General features: G+C 49.3%; 18 protein-coding genes. 7 read left to right on the forward strand and 11 right to left on the reverse strand.

Features of this window, described 5'->3' with window-relative positions; all coding sequences use genetic code 11:
- Nucleotides 1–197: 197 nt before the first annotated feature.
- Both EVJ23_RS12740 and EVJ23_RS12745 read left to right on the forward strand, forming a co-directional pair.
- A complete protein-coding gene (locus tag EVJ23_RS12740) occupies nt 198–518 on the forward strand; it encodes a hypothetical protein (protein ID WP_071398938.1) in 321 nt (106 codons plus the stop codon).
- Nucleotides 515–1063: a hypothetical protein gene (locus EVJ23_RS12745; RefSeq protein WP_071398939.1), complete on the forward strand. Its 549-nt coding sequence runs from the start codon at nt 515–517 to the stop codon at nt 1061–1063. The genes EVJ23_RS12740 and EVJ23_RS12745 overlap by 4 nt, the downstream gene beginning before the upstream one ends.
- Nucleotides 1064–1170: 107 nt before the next feature.
- Here EVJ23_RS12745 and EVJ23_RS12750 read toward each other — a convergent pair whose 3' ends face one another.
- The 8 genes from EVJ23_RS12750 to EVJ23_RS12785 form a co-directional block, all read right to left on the reverse strand.
- Nucleotides 1171–1626, reverse strand: coding sequence for a WapI family immunity protein (locus EVJ23_RS12750; RefSeq protein ID WP_071398940.1), 456 nt, complete (start codon nt 1624–1626; stop codon nt 1171–1173).
- A gap of 2 nt (nt 1627–1628) precedes the next feature.
- The gene (locus EVJ23_RS12755; RefSeq protein ID WP_131441496.1) at nt 1629–1871 is read right to left on the reverse strand and encodes a hypothetical protein; all 243 of its coding nucleotides are present in this window, start codon (nt 1869–1871) and stop codon (nt 1629–1631) included.
- A 101-nt stretch (nt 1872–1972) separates the two neighbouring features.
- On the reverse strand, nt 1973–3325 hold the full coding sequence (locus EVJ23_RS12760; RefSeq protein WP_131466244.1) for a GH1 family beta-glucosidase: 1353 nt from the start codon (nt 3323–3325) through the stop codon (nt 1973–1975).
- Between the two features lie 24 nt (nt 3326–3349).
- Entirely contained in the window at nt 3350–4276 is a 927-nt protein-coding gene (locus EVJ23_RS12765) for a carbohydrate ABC transporter permease (RefSeq protein WP_201739241.1), read from the reverse strand.
- 3 nt (nt 4277–4279) lie between these two features.
- The gene (locus EVJ23_RS12770; RefSeq protein ID WP_016510553.1) at nt 4280–5179 is read right to left on the reverse strand and encodes a carbohydrate ABC transporter permease; all 900 of its coding nucleotides are present in this window, start codon (nt 5177–5179) and stop codon (nt 4280–4282) included.
- A gap of 62 nt (nt 5180–5241) precedes the next feature.
- Nucleotides 5242–6555 carry an ABC transporter substrate-binding protein gene (locus EVJ23_RS12775; RefSeq protein ID WP_236633539.1) on the reverse strand — a complete coding sequence of 438 codons (1314 nt, stop codon included), beginning with the start codon at nt 6553–6555 and terminating at the stop codon, nt 5242–5244.
- 197 nt (nt 6556–6752) lie between these two features.
- Nucleotides 6753–7766 carry a LacI family DNA-binding transcriptional regulator gene (locus tag EVJ23_RS12780; RefSeq protein WP_131466248.1) on the reverse strand — a complete coding sequence of 338 codons (1014 nt, stop codon included), beginning with the start codon at nt 7764–7766 and terminating at the stop codon, nt 6753–6755.
- 146 nt (nt 7767–7912) lie between these two features.
- Nucleotides 7913–8785, reverse strand: a complete 873-nt coding sequence (locus tag EVJ23_RS12785; protein ID WP_131466250.1) for a TetR/AcrR family transcriptional regulator — start codon at nt 8783–8785, stop codon at nt 7913–7915.
- A 154-nt stretch (nt 8786–8939) separates the two neighbouring features.
- Here EVJ23_RS12785 and EVJ23_RS12790 point away from each other — a divergent pair, with 154 nt between their 5' ends.
- Complete coding sequence (locus tag EVJ23_RS12790) at nt 8940–10433, forward strand: DHA2 family efflux MFS transporter permease subunit (protein WP_131466252.1); 1494 nt, start codon at nt 8940–8942, stop codon at nt 10431–10433.
- A gap of 47 nt (nt 10434–10480) precedes the next feature.
- On the opposite strand, the gene EVJ23_RS12795 is transcribed toward EVJ23_RS12790, so the two are convergent.
- On the reverse strand, nt 10481–10927 hold the full coding sequence (locus EVJ23_RS12795) for a hypothetical protein (protein ID WP_131466254.1): 447 nt from the start codon (nt 10925–10927) through the stop codon (nt 10481–10483).
- 241 nt (nt 10928–11168) lie between these two features.
- Between EVJ23_RS12795 and EVJ23_RS12800 the strand changes: the two genes are divergently transcribed.
- Together EVJ23_RS12800 and EVJ23_RS12805 are read left to right on the forward strand one after the other, a co-directional pair.
- Entirely contained in the window at nt 11169–11678 is a 510-nt protein-coding gene (locus EVJ23_RS12800; protein WP_236633782.1) for a glucosaminidase domain-containing protein, read from the forward strand.
- Between the two features lie 213 nt (nt 11679–11891).
- The gene (locus tag EVJ23_RS12805) at nt 11892–12512 is read left to right on the forward strand and encodes an SAM-dependent methyltransferase (protein WP_131466258.1); all 621 of its coding nucleotides are present in this window, start codon (nt 11892–11894) and stop codon (nt 12510–12512) included.
- A gap of 28 nt (nt 12513–12540) precedes the next feature.
- On the opposite strand, the gene EVJ23_RS12810 is transcribed toward EVJ23_RS12805, so the two are convergent.
- Together EVJ23_RS12810 and EVJ23_RS12815 are read right to left on the reverse strand one after the other, a co-directional pair.
- The gene (locus EVJ23_RS12810; RefSeq protein ID WP_161567034.1) at nt 12541–13614 is read right to left on the reverse strand and encodes a HAMP domain-containing sensor histidine kinase; all 1074 of its coding nucleotides are present in this window, start codon (nt 13612–13614) and stop codon (nt 12541–12543) included.
- Complete coding sequence (locus tag EVJ23_RS12815; RefSeq protein WP_071398959.1) at nt 13611–14303, reverse strand: response regulator transcription factor; 693 nt, start codon at nt 14301–14303, stop codon at nt 13611–13613. The genes EVJ23_RS12810 and EVJ23_RS12815 overlap by 4 nt, the downstream gene beginning before the upstream one ends.
- A gap of 269 nt (nt 14304–14572) precedes the next feature.
- Here EVJ23_RS12815 and EVJ23_RS12820 point away from each other — a divergent pair, with 269 nt between their 5' ends.
- Both EVJ23_RS12820 and EVJ23_RS12825 read left to right on the forward strand, forming a co-directional pair.
- The gene (locus EVJ23_RS12820; protein WP_131466262.1) at nt 14573–15052 is read left to right on the forward strand and encodes a DedA family protein; all 480 of its coding nucleotides are present in this window, start codon (nt 14573–14575) and stop codon (nt 15050–15052) included.
- A 210-nt stretch (nt 15053–15262) separates the two neighbouring features.
- Nucleotides 15263–16762: a phytoene desaturase family protein gene (locus tag EVJ23_RS12825; RefSeq protein ID WP_071398961.1), complete on the forward strand. Its 1500-nt coding sequence runs from the start codon at nt 15263–15265 to the stop codon at nt 16760–16762.
- Nucleotides 16763–16797 lie beyond the last annotated feature (35 nt).

Raw genomic sequence — 16797 nt, forward strand, 5'->3', positions numbered from 1 at the left:
CTTTTTAACTCATGAGTATAAATTAAATACTTAATTTCTTTTCTACATAATACGTAAATTGAGAAACATAATTTCTTGCTTTAATAAGTCCTCTTTATATACTTAAACCAAGTATCGACCTGTAACAAAAACGACAGCCCTTCTCATCACAGAGAAGGGCTGTTATATTTAGGGAAAAAAGTAAAGGGGGTGGAAAAGTGGAAGTGTACTATCCTGCCCTATTTGCTGTTCTCGCTGGCGTGTCCGGATTAGTCGGGTTAGCACTACAGTCTGTCTATCCCATCTTGTTAGTACCTGTCTGTTTACTCGTCGCGGGATACTTTACAGTCTCTAAAAAGAAGCAAGCGGAAACACGCAATTATACGCCGAGCTTCATGATCTTATCGAGCGCCGCACTCGCATTCGGTCTCGGCTTTAAATCCATCGTCCCATACGCCATGCTCATCGGAATTGCGTTGCATATGGTCTGTATCGTATGCGCGTTCATTGCACTTGGCCGATATCAGTCGCAATCATGAAATCATTCTTACAGTCAGGAGGGATCGTCGGAGGACTTCTTGTCCTCCTCGTCCTTCCTTTGCTTTTACTTGATATCGGACTCATCTGGCTGCTCGAAAGGAGCTTGCCCGCACCGCTCTCCCTTTTGATCGCATTATGTTGCTTTTATAGCATATCTTTTGGCTTCGGACTCCTCATCGACGGTTTCGGCGCTGTCCTCGCGTCACTTCGTTACACTCGAGCATTGCCGTTCCTACGCGCCGTCGGTCATCTTGCGACAAGTGCCGGTAGTTTATATAGCGTGACCTGGTTATTCCCGAATGTCGCGTTGTCACCACTGACGATGAGCGTGATTGTTTTCGTGCATTGGCTTGGGGCACATCTTTGGCTTCGGAACGATTCACCGGGCAAAGCGGGAACTGCACCGAACGATTCCCTCGATCATCAAATTGTTCAGATGTTACGGACCGCGACCGTACCCGACTGTGTCGAGACCATCCAACAACAGTATCCAAACGTATCGAAACTCGAGATTTTGCGTCGGGTTCGTCGTATTAGCCGCTAAATCGAGCCATTTGTTGTTTACAAACTTTTTTAATCGTTTAAATTTTATTTTAACGATTAAAAAACGAACGCATAAAAATATCCATCTGTCGTCTAGACAGATGGATTTTACTTGATTGGCCCCCGTACTGGAAAATCAGTTGCGATGTCCCGTAATCCTTTTAAGAAGTTGTCCACATTCGTTATGGACGTCTCAAATTCAAAATCAATCTCCTCTGCCTCGTCCTCGAGCGGATGTTCCAAGATACCTCGTACGCTCACTTCATCCCCATCCGCGTCCCGTCTCGTCAACGTCACGCTGATGAACGGTTCTGTCGGCGCGAACACGACTTCCTGCACGTCGCCCGCTACAAACGACTCGAACACAGATATGTAGTGCGCCACGAGCAAACTGTCGAGCATAATGTCGTCGAATGTGATGCGATGGTCAGGCGTATGGAGCCCGACCCAATTCCGATGCCACGACGCGTCATGCATGTTGTCGGCGTCTGAATAGGCGTACGCGTAACTCTCGATTGTCACATCCATCGTCTCGTCACGCGACATCAATTTCGCAATCGGCATCGTTATCCGTCCTTTCGCAGTGAATAGCCGTCAATCTCCTGTAGACGCATCCGTTTCTGATCGACGGCCGCATGCACGATGACCGTCACCCCCGGATTGAGCTCCATCATCTTCTTGATTTTCGTCAAGTCGTCGCCTTTAATCTCGACCGGTAAGACGAACTCGCCTTCCTTCAAGTGAATGAACTTGATTTTCCCTTTATCGTCGTAACCTGTCACTTCGTATGTCGCATACTCGCGTTTCATCTGAACCGCCCCTTTCATTCGTTGTCCTCTTCTATACGTTCCCCGCTTGAATCGGTTCCACACAAAAAATCCATCCCTGTAGCGGCAGGGATGGATTCGTCTTACGCCTCGATGCTATCTGCGTGTTTGGCTTTATGGTCCGCGATGACGCCTGCGTACCATTTCGCGCTGTCTTTCCAGACGCGCTCTTGTGTGTCGAAGTCGATGTAGAGAATGCCGAAGCGTTTCTCGTAACCGAAGCTCCATTCGAAGTTGTCCATGAGCGACCAGAGGTAATATCCGGCGATGTTCATGCCTTCGTCGTTCAAGTCAGATACGGCCTCGAGGTGCTTTTGGACGTAGTCGATGCGATTATCGTCATGGACTTCGCCGTTCTCAAGCACGTCGTCATACGCTGCGCCGTTCTCTGTGATGATGATTGGAAGATCTGTGTACTCGTTACGTAAGCGACGGATCAGGTCTTTGAATTCGTTCGGGGCGATATCCCAGCCCATGCCCGTCTTGTCGTAATCGGAGTAAGCGGCGACTGTCATGAAGTCGTTCGCTGCGCTGAACTCGACGAGTCCACGACTGTAGAAGTTGATGCCAAAGAAATCGCACTCTGTCGAGATTGTCTCCATGTCACCTGGTTTGATGAAGTCGTACGAGTGAACGTATTTCGAGAACAAGTTCATCATGTCGACCGGATACTGGCCTTTGAAGACCGGATCGAGGAACCAGCGATTCGAGTAGCCGTCCGAGTTGCTCTGGGCGAGTTTGTCGTTCGCCGAGTCCGTCTTCGCGTAGACCGGTGCCAAGTTGAGCGTGATGCCGATCGGCGTCGTCGACTTCAACTCGTTCTTCAACAGTTCGACTGCTTTCCCGTGCGAGAGCAACATGTGATGCACGGCGCGGACCGCTTCGTTCATGTCACGATGTCCCGGTGCGTGAACACCGGCATGGTAGCCGAGGAAGCCGGCACACCATGGTTCGTTGTGCGTGATCCATGAGTCGACGATGCCGTCGAGCTCATCGAAACACACTTTCGCGTACTCGAGGAACCAGTCGACCGAGTCGCGGTTCACCCAGCCGCCTGCTTCATGGGCCCACATCGGGAGGTCCCAATGGTAGAGCGTGACAGCCGGCTTGATGCCTTCTTCACGGAGACGCGTCGCAAGCGTCTTGTAGAATTCCATACCGGCCGGATTGAACTCACCTTTGGCCGGGAAGATGCGTGGCCAGGCGATCGAGAAGCGATATGTGTCAACGCCGAGCTTTTTGATGTGCTGAATGTCTTCTTCATAACGATGGTAATGGTCGCAAGCGACGTCACCGTTATGCTTTTCGAACACACGTCCGTCGATGTCACAGAACATGTCCCAGATCGACGGCGTACGCCCGCCTTCGTTGTGGGCGCCTTCGATTTGATAAGACGAAGTTGCCGTTCCGAAGACAAAGTCTTTGTTAAACTGCATAGTCAATTCCTCTTTTCTGTCTAGTTATTCTTTGACCGCACCAGCCGAGATACTGCTGACGATGTATTTCGACAAGAACAAGAAGGCGATCATGATCGGCACGACTGAAATCGCGATACCGAGGTAAAGGGCGCCGAGGTTTTCGGCGACTTGCGAACCTTTCAAGAAGCCCATGAGTACCGGCAACGTGTACTTCTCTGGTGAGAACAAGAGCACGAGCGGCATCAAGTAGTTGTTCCACGAGCCGATGAACGTGAAGATCGACATCGTCGCAACAGCTGGCATCATCATCGGAAGCGCGATCGTATGGAAGATGCGAAGCTCGCTCGCTCCATCGATCCGCGCTGCTTCGATCATACTGACGTGCAGCGTCGCTTGCGTGTACTGGCGGATGAAGAAGACGACGAACGGACTCGCGATCGACGGGATGATGAGCGGGATGAACGAATCGAGAATCCCGAGCGTCTTGCTGATCTCGTAGAAACCGATAAGTCCGAGTTGTCCCGGGACCATCATCATGACGAGCATGAAGATGAACATCACATTTTTCCCTTTGAATTCATAGAACGAAAATCCGAACGCAGTCATGGCTGAGAAGTAACCCGAGAGTAACGTCACGAGCACTGCAACAATCAAACTGTTTTTAAATCCGGTCCAGATGTTGATGTAGTCGCTCAAGATCGCATAGTTATCGAGTAGTGATGTCCCTGGGATGAGCGAGAAACCGGTCATGATTTCTCCGTTCGTCCGTGTCGCGTTGACGAGCATCATGAGGAACGGGATGAAACAGATAATCGTCAAGATGACCAAGCCTGTATAGATCAAGCCACGGCTAAACCGTTTCTTTTTGACCTTGTTTTTTGGCGGCTCCACGCGGAGAGGTTTCTCCTCGCGCGGCGGCTGTACTTCGCTGTCGGCGAGCATACGCCGTGTTTCTGCATTTTGTTCCATTGGTTATGCTCCCTTCTGCGCAGCGCGCTCTTTACGGAACATGCCTTTGAAGACGACCGCCGAGAAGACGAGCGTGATCAAGAACAAGCCGTAAGCAACCGCTGATGCATAGCCGTAGTTGTTATACTTGAATGCTTGGTTGTACAAGTAAAGCACCATCGTGTTCAGTGATCCATCTGGCGCACCGACTCCGTCTGTCAAGAGAAGCGGAAGGTCGAACAATTGAAGGCCACCGATGAGCGATGTGATCATGATATACAAGAGAATCGGTTTAAGCAGTGGCACCGTGACGTTCGTGAACATCTGCCAACGGTTCGCGCCATCGATATGGGCAGCTTCGAAGAAGTCTTGCGAAATCCCCGACACACCGGCCATGACGATGATGAACGAGTGACCGAACCACATCCATGTCAAAATGAGTGAGACGGACAGTTGTGCCGTCACCGGTTGCGATAACCAATTGATTGGGTCTGAGATAATGCCGAGTTTCAAGAGCATCATGTTGAGTGATCCGTGCTGCCAGTCAAGCAAGATTCCAAACAAGAGTGCGACCGAACTGATCGTGATCAAGTTAGGAAGATAGAAGAATGAACGGAAGAACGCGAGGCCCTTCAATTTCAAACGAAGATCTGAGAACAAGAGCGCGAGAGCCAGTGCGAGACCGATTTGCAAGACAAAGTTTATTCCCCAAATCTTAATCGTATTGACGAACGCCTCGATGAAGTATGTGTCTGTCAACAAACGCGCGTAGTTCGCGAAACCGACGACCTCTTCACCCGGACTGCCGGTATAGTTGGTGAAACTGTAGTACAGGGTCAAGAAGACCGGGTAGATACTGAATGTCAAAAAGACGACCCAAAATGGGGCAATAAACGCATAGCCGTAACGGTCAAGTTTTTTCACGTCGTGTTACTCCTTCCATAGCAACCCTTAAGGGGGGAAATCCCCCCACGGGTTAGCTTGCTTCAGTCAACTGTAATGTCTGGGTAAGCGTTCTTCGCTTGTTTTTTGAACTCTGCGATTGCTTCGTCTTTCGACTTCTTGCCTTCAACGTATTGGAGGACAGACGCGCCGTAGAGTGTGTCGAGCTGTTGGTCGTATTTCGTTACGATCCCTGGTGTGATTTTATCAGCTTGGTCGAGGAAGAACTCGTAGTTGTTCTGTCCGCCGAGGAACTCGTCGCTGAAATCGTCTTTGATCTTATCTGTGACCGGTTTGTAAGAAAGAACGTCACCAGTCTCTTCAGCCCAACCTGTCAAGAACTCTTCGTCTTGCGTCATGAGTTTAACGAAGTCGTATGCTGCTTCTTTGTTTTTCGATCCTTCGTAAACTCCGAGCCATGTGCCGCCCCAGAAGTACGGACTTGGACCGTTCGTGACTGCCCAGTCACCGGCTGAATCTTTCGCGCTGTCTTTCAAGACGCTGTGGAGACCCCATGTTGGAAGGACGTATGAGAAGACTTGTGTTTCGACTTCTTTGCCGCCTTCTTTAACTTTGATTGGTTTAGACATACCTTCGAACCAAGATGGCGACCATTCTGGAGCGAGTGCCGTGTATTGTTTCTCACGAAGCTCTTTCGCGTAGTCCATGTAGTCAATCTTATCTTGTGTCAAGACGAGTTCGTTCTTGTCGTTTACCCATGCTTCAGGGTTTGCGCCTTGTGAGAACCAACGGATTGCGCCTTCATCTGGGAACATACGATAGCCTTTTTGCTTCATCTTCTCAGCAACTTCAAAGACGCCGTCCATCGAGCTCATCATGTTTCCGATTTCAGTCGGGTCATCTGTGCCGAGCACTTCTTTGGCTAGGCTACGTTTGTAGTAGACACCACCTGGAGTCGTCTGCCATGAGAGGGCACGCACATCGCCTTCTTTGTCTTTACCGAGGTCAAAGACGTACGGGATGTAGTCGTCCGCGATTTCATTGACGTTGTACGGCTCTTCCGAAAGGTTTTCCCAGTAGCCTGCGTCAACCCATTGCTTAAGGAACGCGATTTCCCCAGTGAATACGTCTGGTGCCCCAACGCCACTTTCAAGTGCTGGCTTGAGTTTTGTCGGATAGTCGGCGATTGGAACGATTGTCAATTCGACTTTGACGCCGTTGCGCTCTTCGTACGTTTTGATTGGTTCTTTGAGCTCATCCGTGAACGACCAAACTTTTAGAACGTCGTCTTTAGAACCTGATTCAGAACCTGAAGTTCCTTCGTCGTTTGAGCACGCGCCCAAGACGCCGACTGATAGTGCTCCGATTGAAAGTAAGCTGACTAATTTTTTACGCATGTGTGAACCCATCCTTTTAATGTTTTTTAGAAAGCGTTTGCAAGAAGAGGTAATAATTTGTCGAAAGCGCTTTCGGAAATGTCGAAATAAAATATCGAAAGCGATTTCGATTTTTTGGGAATGACTTTCGAAATCGCGCTCTTCCCTCTATCCGGTTAAAGGGGAGAGAGCGACTTCGAAATATCATCGGGACTACTTTACTTTTTGACCGGTGCGCATGACAAGCGTTCGATCAATTTGACCGGAATGACGCGACGTTCTGTGAGTCGTTCTTTAGCGGTCATCTGTTCAATCAACAACTCGGCCGCTGCTTCGCCGATCTCGTCCGTATCTTGACGAATCGTCGTCAGCTTCGGCGTGATGTACTTGATCATGTCGATGTCATCGTAACCGATGATTGAGATGTCTTCCGGTACCCGGAGACCGTGCTCATGGACGGCTTCAATCGCACCAATCGCCATCTGGTCACCTGCGACGAACACTGCGGTCGGTGGGGTTTCGAGCTTTAGAAGCTTCTCCATCGCTTGTTTACCTTCTTCGACTGAAAAGAATCCGGCGTTAATCAAGTAACCTGGTTCAATTGGAAGATCGAGTGCCTGCATGGCGAGCTCGTACCCTTTGATTCGGGCCGCACCGGCGTCAATCGTTCTGTCACCGGCGATATGTGCGATCTTGCGATGACCGAGTTCGTACAAGTGGTTCACGGCTAAACGTGCACCCGCGATATTGTCTGAATAGACGACGCTACAATCCGCGCTGTCCATATCGACGACGACGATCGGGATGTCGCTTTGCATGAGTTCTTGAACTTGCTCATCCATCCGGTCCGAGCAGATGACGACGATACCGTCAACGGCGCGGTGTTTGAAGTGTTCGAGATAACTCATGTCACGCTGGCGGAGGTTCCTTGAGGCAAAGATCAAATCATAGCCTTGTTCCTCTGTCGCGTGACGAAAACTTTCAATGATTCCGTTAAAAAATGGATGTTTCATTCCGACTTCGTTCGCTTCCGAGAACATGACTCCGATCGCCCACGATTTCTTCGTCGATAACGACTGGGCGTGTGCGTTTGGAAGATAATCCATCTCGGCGGCAGCTTTTAAAATTTTGGCTCTCGTCTTGTCGCTCACGTCCTTGTAGTTGTTCAACGCTTTAGAGACGGTCGTAATCGAAAAGCCGGTTTTCTTTGCTAAATCATAGATCGTACCCATGTCAGTCTCCTCTTCCCGAAAGCGCTTTCGGTAACTTGATTGTAGCGCATGAATTTGTAGGAATCAATTCTTTTTCGTGGAATATTTTGAGATTTATTTTTATGACGTCTTTCTTCTATATAACAGTAACAGGAAAGTTTTTGTCGTCAATGTGTCCGTGTGTACAACCAGACAAGATTCGTAAATTTTTGTACCTCGGTCTCGCCGGTCACGCCTTTAAATAGACGTTGAAATGGTTTAAGCAACTGTTCAAGAACAATCTTCCGAAGCCGGTCTTGATCTAGTTCATACGTGATCGCCTCAAATAAATCCCCTTGTTCTTCCGTCATCACAACATGCTTTTGGATCCGCTCTGCCATCTCGACCAACTCTTCTTTCGTGACCAAGTTTTTATCCGTCGTCCCCCGCATTTGATCGACCGTAACCGGGTTCAAAATATGTTCACCGGTCTCGACCATCCGTGCTGCCATCAGCTCGACGTACTCGTACAAGTTACGGATAAGTTTCTGGATCGAGTAAGCCGTGTTCGTGATGCGCAGCGTGAACAGCACGTGTTGCAACATCCCGTTGAATAGAATCGTCAATTCGATCGAATACGGACGAATCGGTTCGCCGATGATTTCCGTCAGTCGCATCGCGAGCCACTCGATCTCGTAGACGCGATGCTGCAAGACGAGTTTTTTCAATTCAGGCTCGTTCGCCGACATGATCGACTCGAACAAGGCGTACAGATTACGTTCCTCATTTAACTGAATGAGAATCGAAATCTGCTCGATAAAGACATCTTTATCGCGCTTGTCCCGTCCCATCTGCATCTCGATACGACGCTGGCCGGCGTCATAACGCAAGTTTTCAAGGATGTTGGCGACGCAGTCCGTCTTCGAGGCGAAGTAGTTGTAGAACGTGCCTTTTGAGATATTGGCTCGCTCGATGATTTCTTGAACCGATGTCTGTTGTACCCCGTTTTCGATGAACAACGTCATGGCAACATCGGCGACTTTTCGTTTCTTATCTTTCATATACTGATTACTCCGTTCTGTTTGGTTTGTACCCTAAGTATAGCATTTTGAACTACCGGTACAAAATTGTTGATTTATTTATACGATGGGTATAAAATCATCACATCGACACTTACTAGTATATAACTATTTAGAAAATAAAGGAGCAACTCGTATGAAACCAGAATTCCAAAAGAAACCGCCGTACCTCATGCTTGCGGTTTTGTTCGTCGGGGCGTTCATCGCCTTCTTGAACAACTCATTACTTAACGTCGCGCTTCCATCGATCATGGTCGATTTGGACATCGCCGACTATTCGACCGTCCAATGGCTCGCGACCGGCTTTATGCTTGTTACGGGCGTCCTCGTCCCAGCATCGGCCTACTTGATCACCCGCTTCTCAAACCGGGCGCTCTTCATCACCTCGATGGCGATTTTCGCCCTCGGGACGGCGATTGCCGCCTTCTCGCCAACGTTCGGATGGTTGCTCTCAGGGCGGATGATTCAAGCGGTCGGTGCCTCGACGATGGGACCGCTCTTGATGAACGTCATGCTCGTCAGTTTCCCGCGTGAGAAGCGCGGAACGGCGATGGGAATCTTCGGGCTCGTCATGATCACGGCACCGGCGATCGGTCCGACACTGTCGGGCTATATCGTCGAGTATTATGACTGGCGTGTCTTGTTTGAGATGATTCTCCCGCTCGCCATCATCGGGCTTGGACTTGCCGTTTGGAAAGCCGAGAACGTCATGGTTCAAAACAAAGACCAATCGCTCGACTACTTGTCGCTCGTCTTGTCGACGCTCGGCTTTGGCGGAATTTTATACGGCGTCAGTTCGGCCAGTTCGGACGGTTGGGACAACCCGATCGTCTTGACGACGATGATCGTCGGTCTCGTCGCGTTGATCGCGTTCGTCGTCCGCCAGCTCAACATGGAAAAACCGCTCCTCGACTTACGGGCGTATAAATATCCGATGTTCGCACTCGCATCGATCATCGCGATGGTCAACGCGGTCGCCATGTTCTCCGGGATGATTTTGACACCGGCCTACGTCCAAAGCGTCCGCGGCATCTCGCCGCTCGATTCAGGACTGATGCTGTTGCCAGGTGCCATCATCATGGGGATCATGTCACCGATCACGGGGAAACTGTTCGATAAGTTCGGACCGAAGTTACTCTCCATCACAGGTCTCACCATCACCGCGATCTCGACGTATATGCTCGCCAACGTCCAGCTAGACTCGACGTATACGTACATCGTCACGACGTACACGCTTCGCATGTTCGGGATGTCGATGGTCATGATGCCCATCATGACTAACGGTCTCAATCAGTTGCCGACACACCTTAACCCGCACGGTACGGCCATCAACAACACGGCACAACAAGTGTCCGGTGCGATTGGAACGGCTATTTTGGTGACAATTATGAACTCGGTGACGCGGACTGAAGCCGAGTCACTTATGACCGGCGTCGATCCGTCGACACTCACTGAAAGCGCAATGGGTGCGATGACGCAACAAGCGCTACTGTCAGGGATTCAAGTGTCGTTCTACGTCGCATTAGGGATGAACATCCTAGCGCTCATCTTGGCGTTCTTTGTGAAACGGGTTGATGTTCGAAACCTTGATTTCAAAGAAGAAGAGCAAGCGCTCAAAAAAGCGAATTAGCGTATACGAAAAGCCGTCCTGTGAGAACAGGGCGGCTTTTCTGTCGTTCAAACTTTCGCAAATCGCATATCCTCCCGACTCGGCTGCTCCGGATCGAGCTTTCGGATTTTTCGCTCATAGTATTGAGCTGTCAAAGACTGCATCCCAACGACTATTCCGAAGACGACCAACATATAAAGCGGCAAGTCGTTTTGAAATAAAAAATAGATAGCGAGCGCGCCAAGCATCGACTGCACACTTCGCATGACGTATGGTCTTGGGATGAGTCGTTTCACTGTACGATGTTTCGTCAAGCTCTGCAAATAACGGCTCTCTCTCCACTCCATATACGTCAACGCTGAAAGTGCCACGAAAAAGCCAATCAAGTAACCGAGCGAGTCGTTCATCAAAAACAGCCCGAATGATAGCCCGACAAACAGGGCGATGGATACGTGTAACGGCATCCATTTCTTTTGATACATTTGAATCTTTTCAATTCGTTGTTGTTTATCCATTTACCTCACCTCAATTCTAATCTACGACGCAAATTTGGATTATGTTCCCTTTTTAGCTAAAATTAATGATTGCGACTCTGAATAATATGGTATTATCTGTATAGTTTATTCAATCGAATCGGAGGATGTCTTGATGAAAAAAGTGCTCGCTTTTGGCTTAGCTATGATCTTTATTTTAACTTCATGCTTCACCTTCGAAACATCGGCCGAAGCCGCGCCAAAGAAAGAGAATCGTGCTATTATGGGAGCATCGACTTTAACTCCTCAACAGATGGCAGACTACGTGAAAGCGAAAAATCCTAGAACCGTCCGCCTTCATGGCGTGACAGTCGAAGAGCTCGCCAAACTGTTCGTCATCATCGGCGCAAAAGAAGGCGTCCGTGGGGACGTCGCCTTTGCCCAAGCATTGAAAGAGACAGGTTACTTCCGCTACGGCGGGGATGTCCTTCCGAAGCAGCACAATTACTCAGGGATCGGTACAGTCGGCAAAGGTGTCAAAGGTCATTTCTTCCGCTCCCCGCACCAAGGCGTAACAGCACAGATTCAACATTTGAAAGCCTATGCTTCTAAAGAAGCGTTAAACTCGACCCGCGTCGACCCGCGCTTCCATTATGTGAAGCGAGGCTCTGCGACAACTTGGCCGGCGCTACATCGCAAATGGGCGATGCAGCCAAAAGGCAACTACGGCACCGAGATTCTCTCTATCTATAAAGAGATGGGACGGACCCAAATCCGGGTCGCCAAAAAATGAACGAACGATCATGACTTATAGGGGTGAACGATAGTGACTTGCAATCAAGTACGGTTATTCAGCGGACTCACGCTTCTCGTAACGGGCGTCGTCTTGCTACTTAAACGCTAACAAGCATTCAGAGCATCTGCTCGGATGCTTTTTTTGTTCATCGAGTAAAATGAAGAGACGAGATCGCATGCCGGCTCGACCGTCGATAAGGAGGAACATCACATGTCAACTTGGGATCAACGTTTTGATACGGATGAGTATGTCTATGGAGAAGAACCAAATGAGTTCGTGAAGCAACAAGCGCACTTGTTCAAAAAAGGAATGACCGTTCTCGCAATCGCCGAGGGAGAAGGCAGAAACGCCGTTTGGCTCGCGGAGCAAGGACTCCACGTCGAAATGTGGGACTATTCGCAAGTCGGGTTAGACAAAGCTACACGGTTGGCCGAACGTCGCGGCGTGACGCTGCAGACCCGTCTCGTCGATTTGGCTGAAGCGAACTGGCCTGAACAGGCTTACGATGCCGTTTTATGTATATACGGTCATTTCCCGAAAGAAGTGAAAACGGCCGTCTTTACCGGGATCACGCGGGCATTGAAGCCAGGAGGCTACTTCGTGACAGAAGTGTATAGTGAAGAGCAACTCGCTTATGGGACGGGCGGACCAAAAGAAAAGACTCTCTTATACACAGCGCATGATTTCTCTACCTTCACTGGCTCACTCAACACGTGCCGCTTGTTTGAAGGTGTTGTGGAACGACACGAAGGAATACTTCATCAAGGTACATCCGCAATCATTCAATACATCGGTCAAAAACGCACAAACACCGAATCTAGCGAAAGCTGATTCGGTGTTTGTGTCTATTGACAACTGTTTACATACGAAGCGCAAAGCACGCCCGAAAACAAATGCGTCCTGCTTCCGGTGAATGCACCGTGAGCGTCCCCTCATGAAGCAACATGATTTGACGTGCGATCGATAACCCGAGCCCGTCGCCTGGTGTCTCACCTCGTGATGCATCGACACGGTATGTCCGGTCGAACAATTGATCCATCGCATCGATCGTCTGTTGTGCCGTCCCGTTACAGAGTTGCCACTCAACCACTGCTTCCTGTTGGACGAGTGTCAGTTCAATCGGATTTTCAGCTGTCGCATATTTTAACGCATTCGACATCAAATTTTGAAAGACACGGATGAGCTGCTCTTGGTCAGCTTCCACGTAGACTTCCGGTTGGATGTTCACGATTAAACGGTATCCCTTTTCAGCAAACAACGGTTGTAGTTCGTGCACCAATTGGCTCGTCAACAAGCTGATATTCAAGCGACGTTTCGATAACGTCACTTGTGCGGAATACAACCGATTCACATCCATCAGTTGATCGAGAAGATGTTCGAGCTGTGCCGTTTTTTCATGTAATACGTTGAAGTGACTTTGCTCTTGATCTGTCCATTCCCGTTCAGTTTGGAGTAGCTGAACATAGCCGCGAACGCTCGTCAACGGGGTACGTAAATCATGGGACAAGTTAGAGAACAGTTGATTTCGTTCTTCCTCATGCGACCGTTCTTTCTCGAACAATTGATGCAACTGCCTCGACATTTGGTTGACGCTCTCTGCAAGTGTAGCGAGTTCATCTCGCCCCGTCACTTCAACGGTTCGTCCAAGATCTCCGTTTGCGATTTGTTCAATCTCGTTTGATAAATCCGTGATTTTTTGCAGCGTCTTTCGCGTCATCAATGAAAAGCCAATCACAAAAATGATAATTGTAATAAATGTCACGCTTAAGAAAGCAAGATTATAAATCAACGGATCAGGTGTGGTCTCGTTCTGAATATAATACAAGCTAATCAAATAGCCCATAATTAGAAACGCAATCGTGGCGATGAGGGCGTTGATTAGGATAATCCCGATTAATTTAACGAGTAACCGGTCCCACTGTCGCTTTTTCATAGGCGGTACCCCACGCCCCATACCGTTTTAATGTACGAAGGTTTCCGCGGCGTCTCTTCAATCTTCTCGCGAATTTTCGTGATATGGACCATGACCGTATTGTCGACTTCAAACGCGTCTTCTCCCCAAACCGCCTCATAAATCTGTTCGACCGTCAGCACTTGGTTCGGATGGCGCATGAAGTAGGCGAGGATATCAAACTCTTTCGGTGTCAGCCGAATCGAGGTGTCCCCTTTCGTGCATTGTCTTGTTTGAATATCGAGTGTGACGTCATCAAAAATGAGCACGCCGGACTGGGCCGACTGGTCAGCACCGTAGTCCCGGTAGCGTCGAAGTAGCGACTTCACGCGAAGTGTCACCTCAAGCGGATTGAATGGCTTCTTCATGTAATCGTCCGCACCAATCGAGATGCCTTGCATCAGATCCAAATCGCTTGTCTTTGCTGTCAGCATGAGGATTGGCATGAACTGCGTCTTGCGAATTTCAATACAGGCCTCGATGCCGTCCATGACGGGCATCATCCAATCAAGGATGAGTAAATCGATGGCTTCGTGTGCGACGACGTCAAGCACTTCTTGACCCGTCTTTGCAAATCGCAAGGCGTATCCTTCATTTTTTAAATAAATGGCGAGCAACTCGCGGATCGCCTCATCGTCATCGGCAATCAGAATTGTCGGTTGTGGACGCATTCTCTCCCCCCTCACTTCGTGCACTACGTGTTGACAGACGAACTTTGAATTCATCTTGTTCAACTAGCGTAGCATCTTTTACATTTCCCATACACTTTCGCCTGTGAAACGGCAAAAACATGCAGATTCACGTTTTAGTTATATACCTATATGAAGTGTACCGAGCGCATCACAACGCATTCTGTTGAACTTCTTAACATTTCTTAAGACTCTGCTAAACACTTCTTACGCTTATCGCTCCATACTAGACGTTAGAAGGAGTGACTCGATTGGAAACAATACTTACACAATACGTGGTGCTCGCAATCGGTATCATGTTTACACCGTTGTCCGATGACGTCTTGATGGTCACCCATTTGACGATTACAGCCGTGACGACAGTTCCCGAATGGATCGTGTTCATATCCACTTGGATGGTCTTCACGTTTGCCTTTAGTTGGTTTTATTTGATTGGCCGCGGATTGAATCGATTCATCCCAACTTCAAAACGTGATTCGCGTTATTTAAAACGAGCCGAGGCGCTGTATGCACGATACGGAGCACGCGTCATTCTTGTCTCCTACTTTATTCCTGGTTTGCGCCACCCGATCCACTATGTCGCCGGATTCACCTCGTTGTCGTTTCGAACGTATACGTTCTATAACGTCTTATCCGCGCTTGGTTATACCGGTGCGTGGTTCACCGTGATTCAGTTAGCTGAACGCGTCCCGATTTTCCATCAAACGAAAGATTGGATTCTTTCCCTTTAACGGCCGCCACTCACTTCATACATTCAGATTCCAAACGTATCCAAACGGGTATGTATACGGAGAAGAATCGAATGCCAACGGTTTATATGTTGAATGTGCAGAATTGCATCTTCCCCTCCTCGTCAAGGCAGGGAATCTGTCGACCGACGGCAAAGTACTTAAAAGCTGAATGTATGCAAAATAGATGTTGGAAGGAAGGCGACACGGTATATGAACAACGTGAACAAGTCTGTGATTGTGATCGGGGGAGGACTTGGCGGCTTGTCAGCGGCCATTTCTCTCGCTCAACAAGGGTATGAGGTTTCCTTATATGAAAAGAACGGCCATATCGGCGGGAAAGTGAATCGGCTCGAGCAAAACGGGTTCGGCTTCGACCTCGGTCCGTCGATTTTAACGATGCCGCAAATCTTTGAAAAGTTATTCACGGGCAGCGGCAAGCGGATGGCGGACTACGTACCAATCAAACGTCTCGATCTCGAGTGGCGCTCGTTCTTCCCGGATGGCACGGTATTAGATTTATATCACGACCTCGACGTGATGGAGCGCGCCAATCCGACGCTGTCACATAAAGACATGGAAGAGTATCGGGCACTATTGGACTATGCCGAGCGCATCTACCATACGACCGAGAAGAGTTACTTGAAGGAAGGGTTTGAATCACCGCTAGAAGCGGTGGCGAAGACCGGCCTGTTTTCGACGTTGTTCGGATTTGACTTGACGTCGACGATGTACGATGGGATCTCGAAACGAATCAACAACCCGCATTTACGGACGATGCTCTCCTACTATGTCAAATACGTCGGTTCGTCGCCTTACAGCGCCCCGGCCGTGCTCAACATGATGATTTATATGCAGTACGCTCAAGGTTGCTGGTACGTCGAAGGCGGTACGCACAAATTGGCCGAAGGATTGACGAAACTCGCCGAGGAGATCGGCGTCCAAATCCATACGGGGCAAGGTGTCGTCCGCGCCCATACGATCAACGAGAAGATCACCGCCATCGAGCTCGAGGACGGCCGACTTCGGTCAGCCGATTACTTCGTCTCCAACATGGAAGTCATCCCGTTCTATCAAAAGATGGTCGATGCGGATGAAGACTATGTCGACAAGCTCGTGAAAAAGTATGAACCGGCGAGTTCTGGCTTCGTGATTCATCTCGGCGTCAAAAAAGAGTATCCGGCCTTAGGACACCACAACTTCTTCTTCTCCGAGAACTTGCACGAACAGATGGATAAGATCTTCGAGAAACACGAGCTACCGGACGACCCGACCATCTATTTGGTGAACGTCAATAAGACCGACCCGACACAGGCGCCGGCAGGACATGAGAACATTAAAATTCTGCCGCACATCCCGTACATCCAAGACGAACCGTTCACACCAGAAGAGTATGCGGCGTTTGAAGAACGCGTCCTCGATAAGCTCGAACGCATGGGCTTGGACGGGTTACGAGACAACACGGTGACGCGCGACGTCTGGACGCCTCATGACATCGAACGCACGTATGGATCGGACCGGGGCGCGATTTACGGCACCGTCGCGGATAAAAAACGGAACGGCGGCTTCAAGCATAAGAAGCAAAGCGAGCTGTACAACAATCTGTATTTCGTCGGCGGCACCGTGAACCCTGGCGGTGGCATGCCGATGGTGACATTGAGCGGTCAACAAGTGAGCGACAAGATCGCGAAGCGTGACGGCGTTAAAAACTGATCATAAAAAGGATTCGAGCCCACGCTCGAATCCTT

The organism is Exiguobacterium sp. SH1S1, from assembly GCF_004337245.1.
Classification (GTDB): Bacteria; Bacillota; Bacilli; order Exiguobacteriales; family Exiguobacteriaceae; genus Exiguobacterium; species Exiguobacterium aurantiacum_A.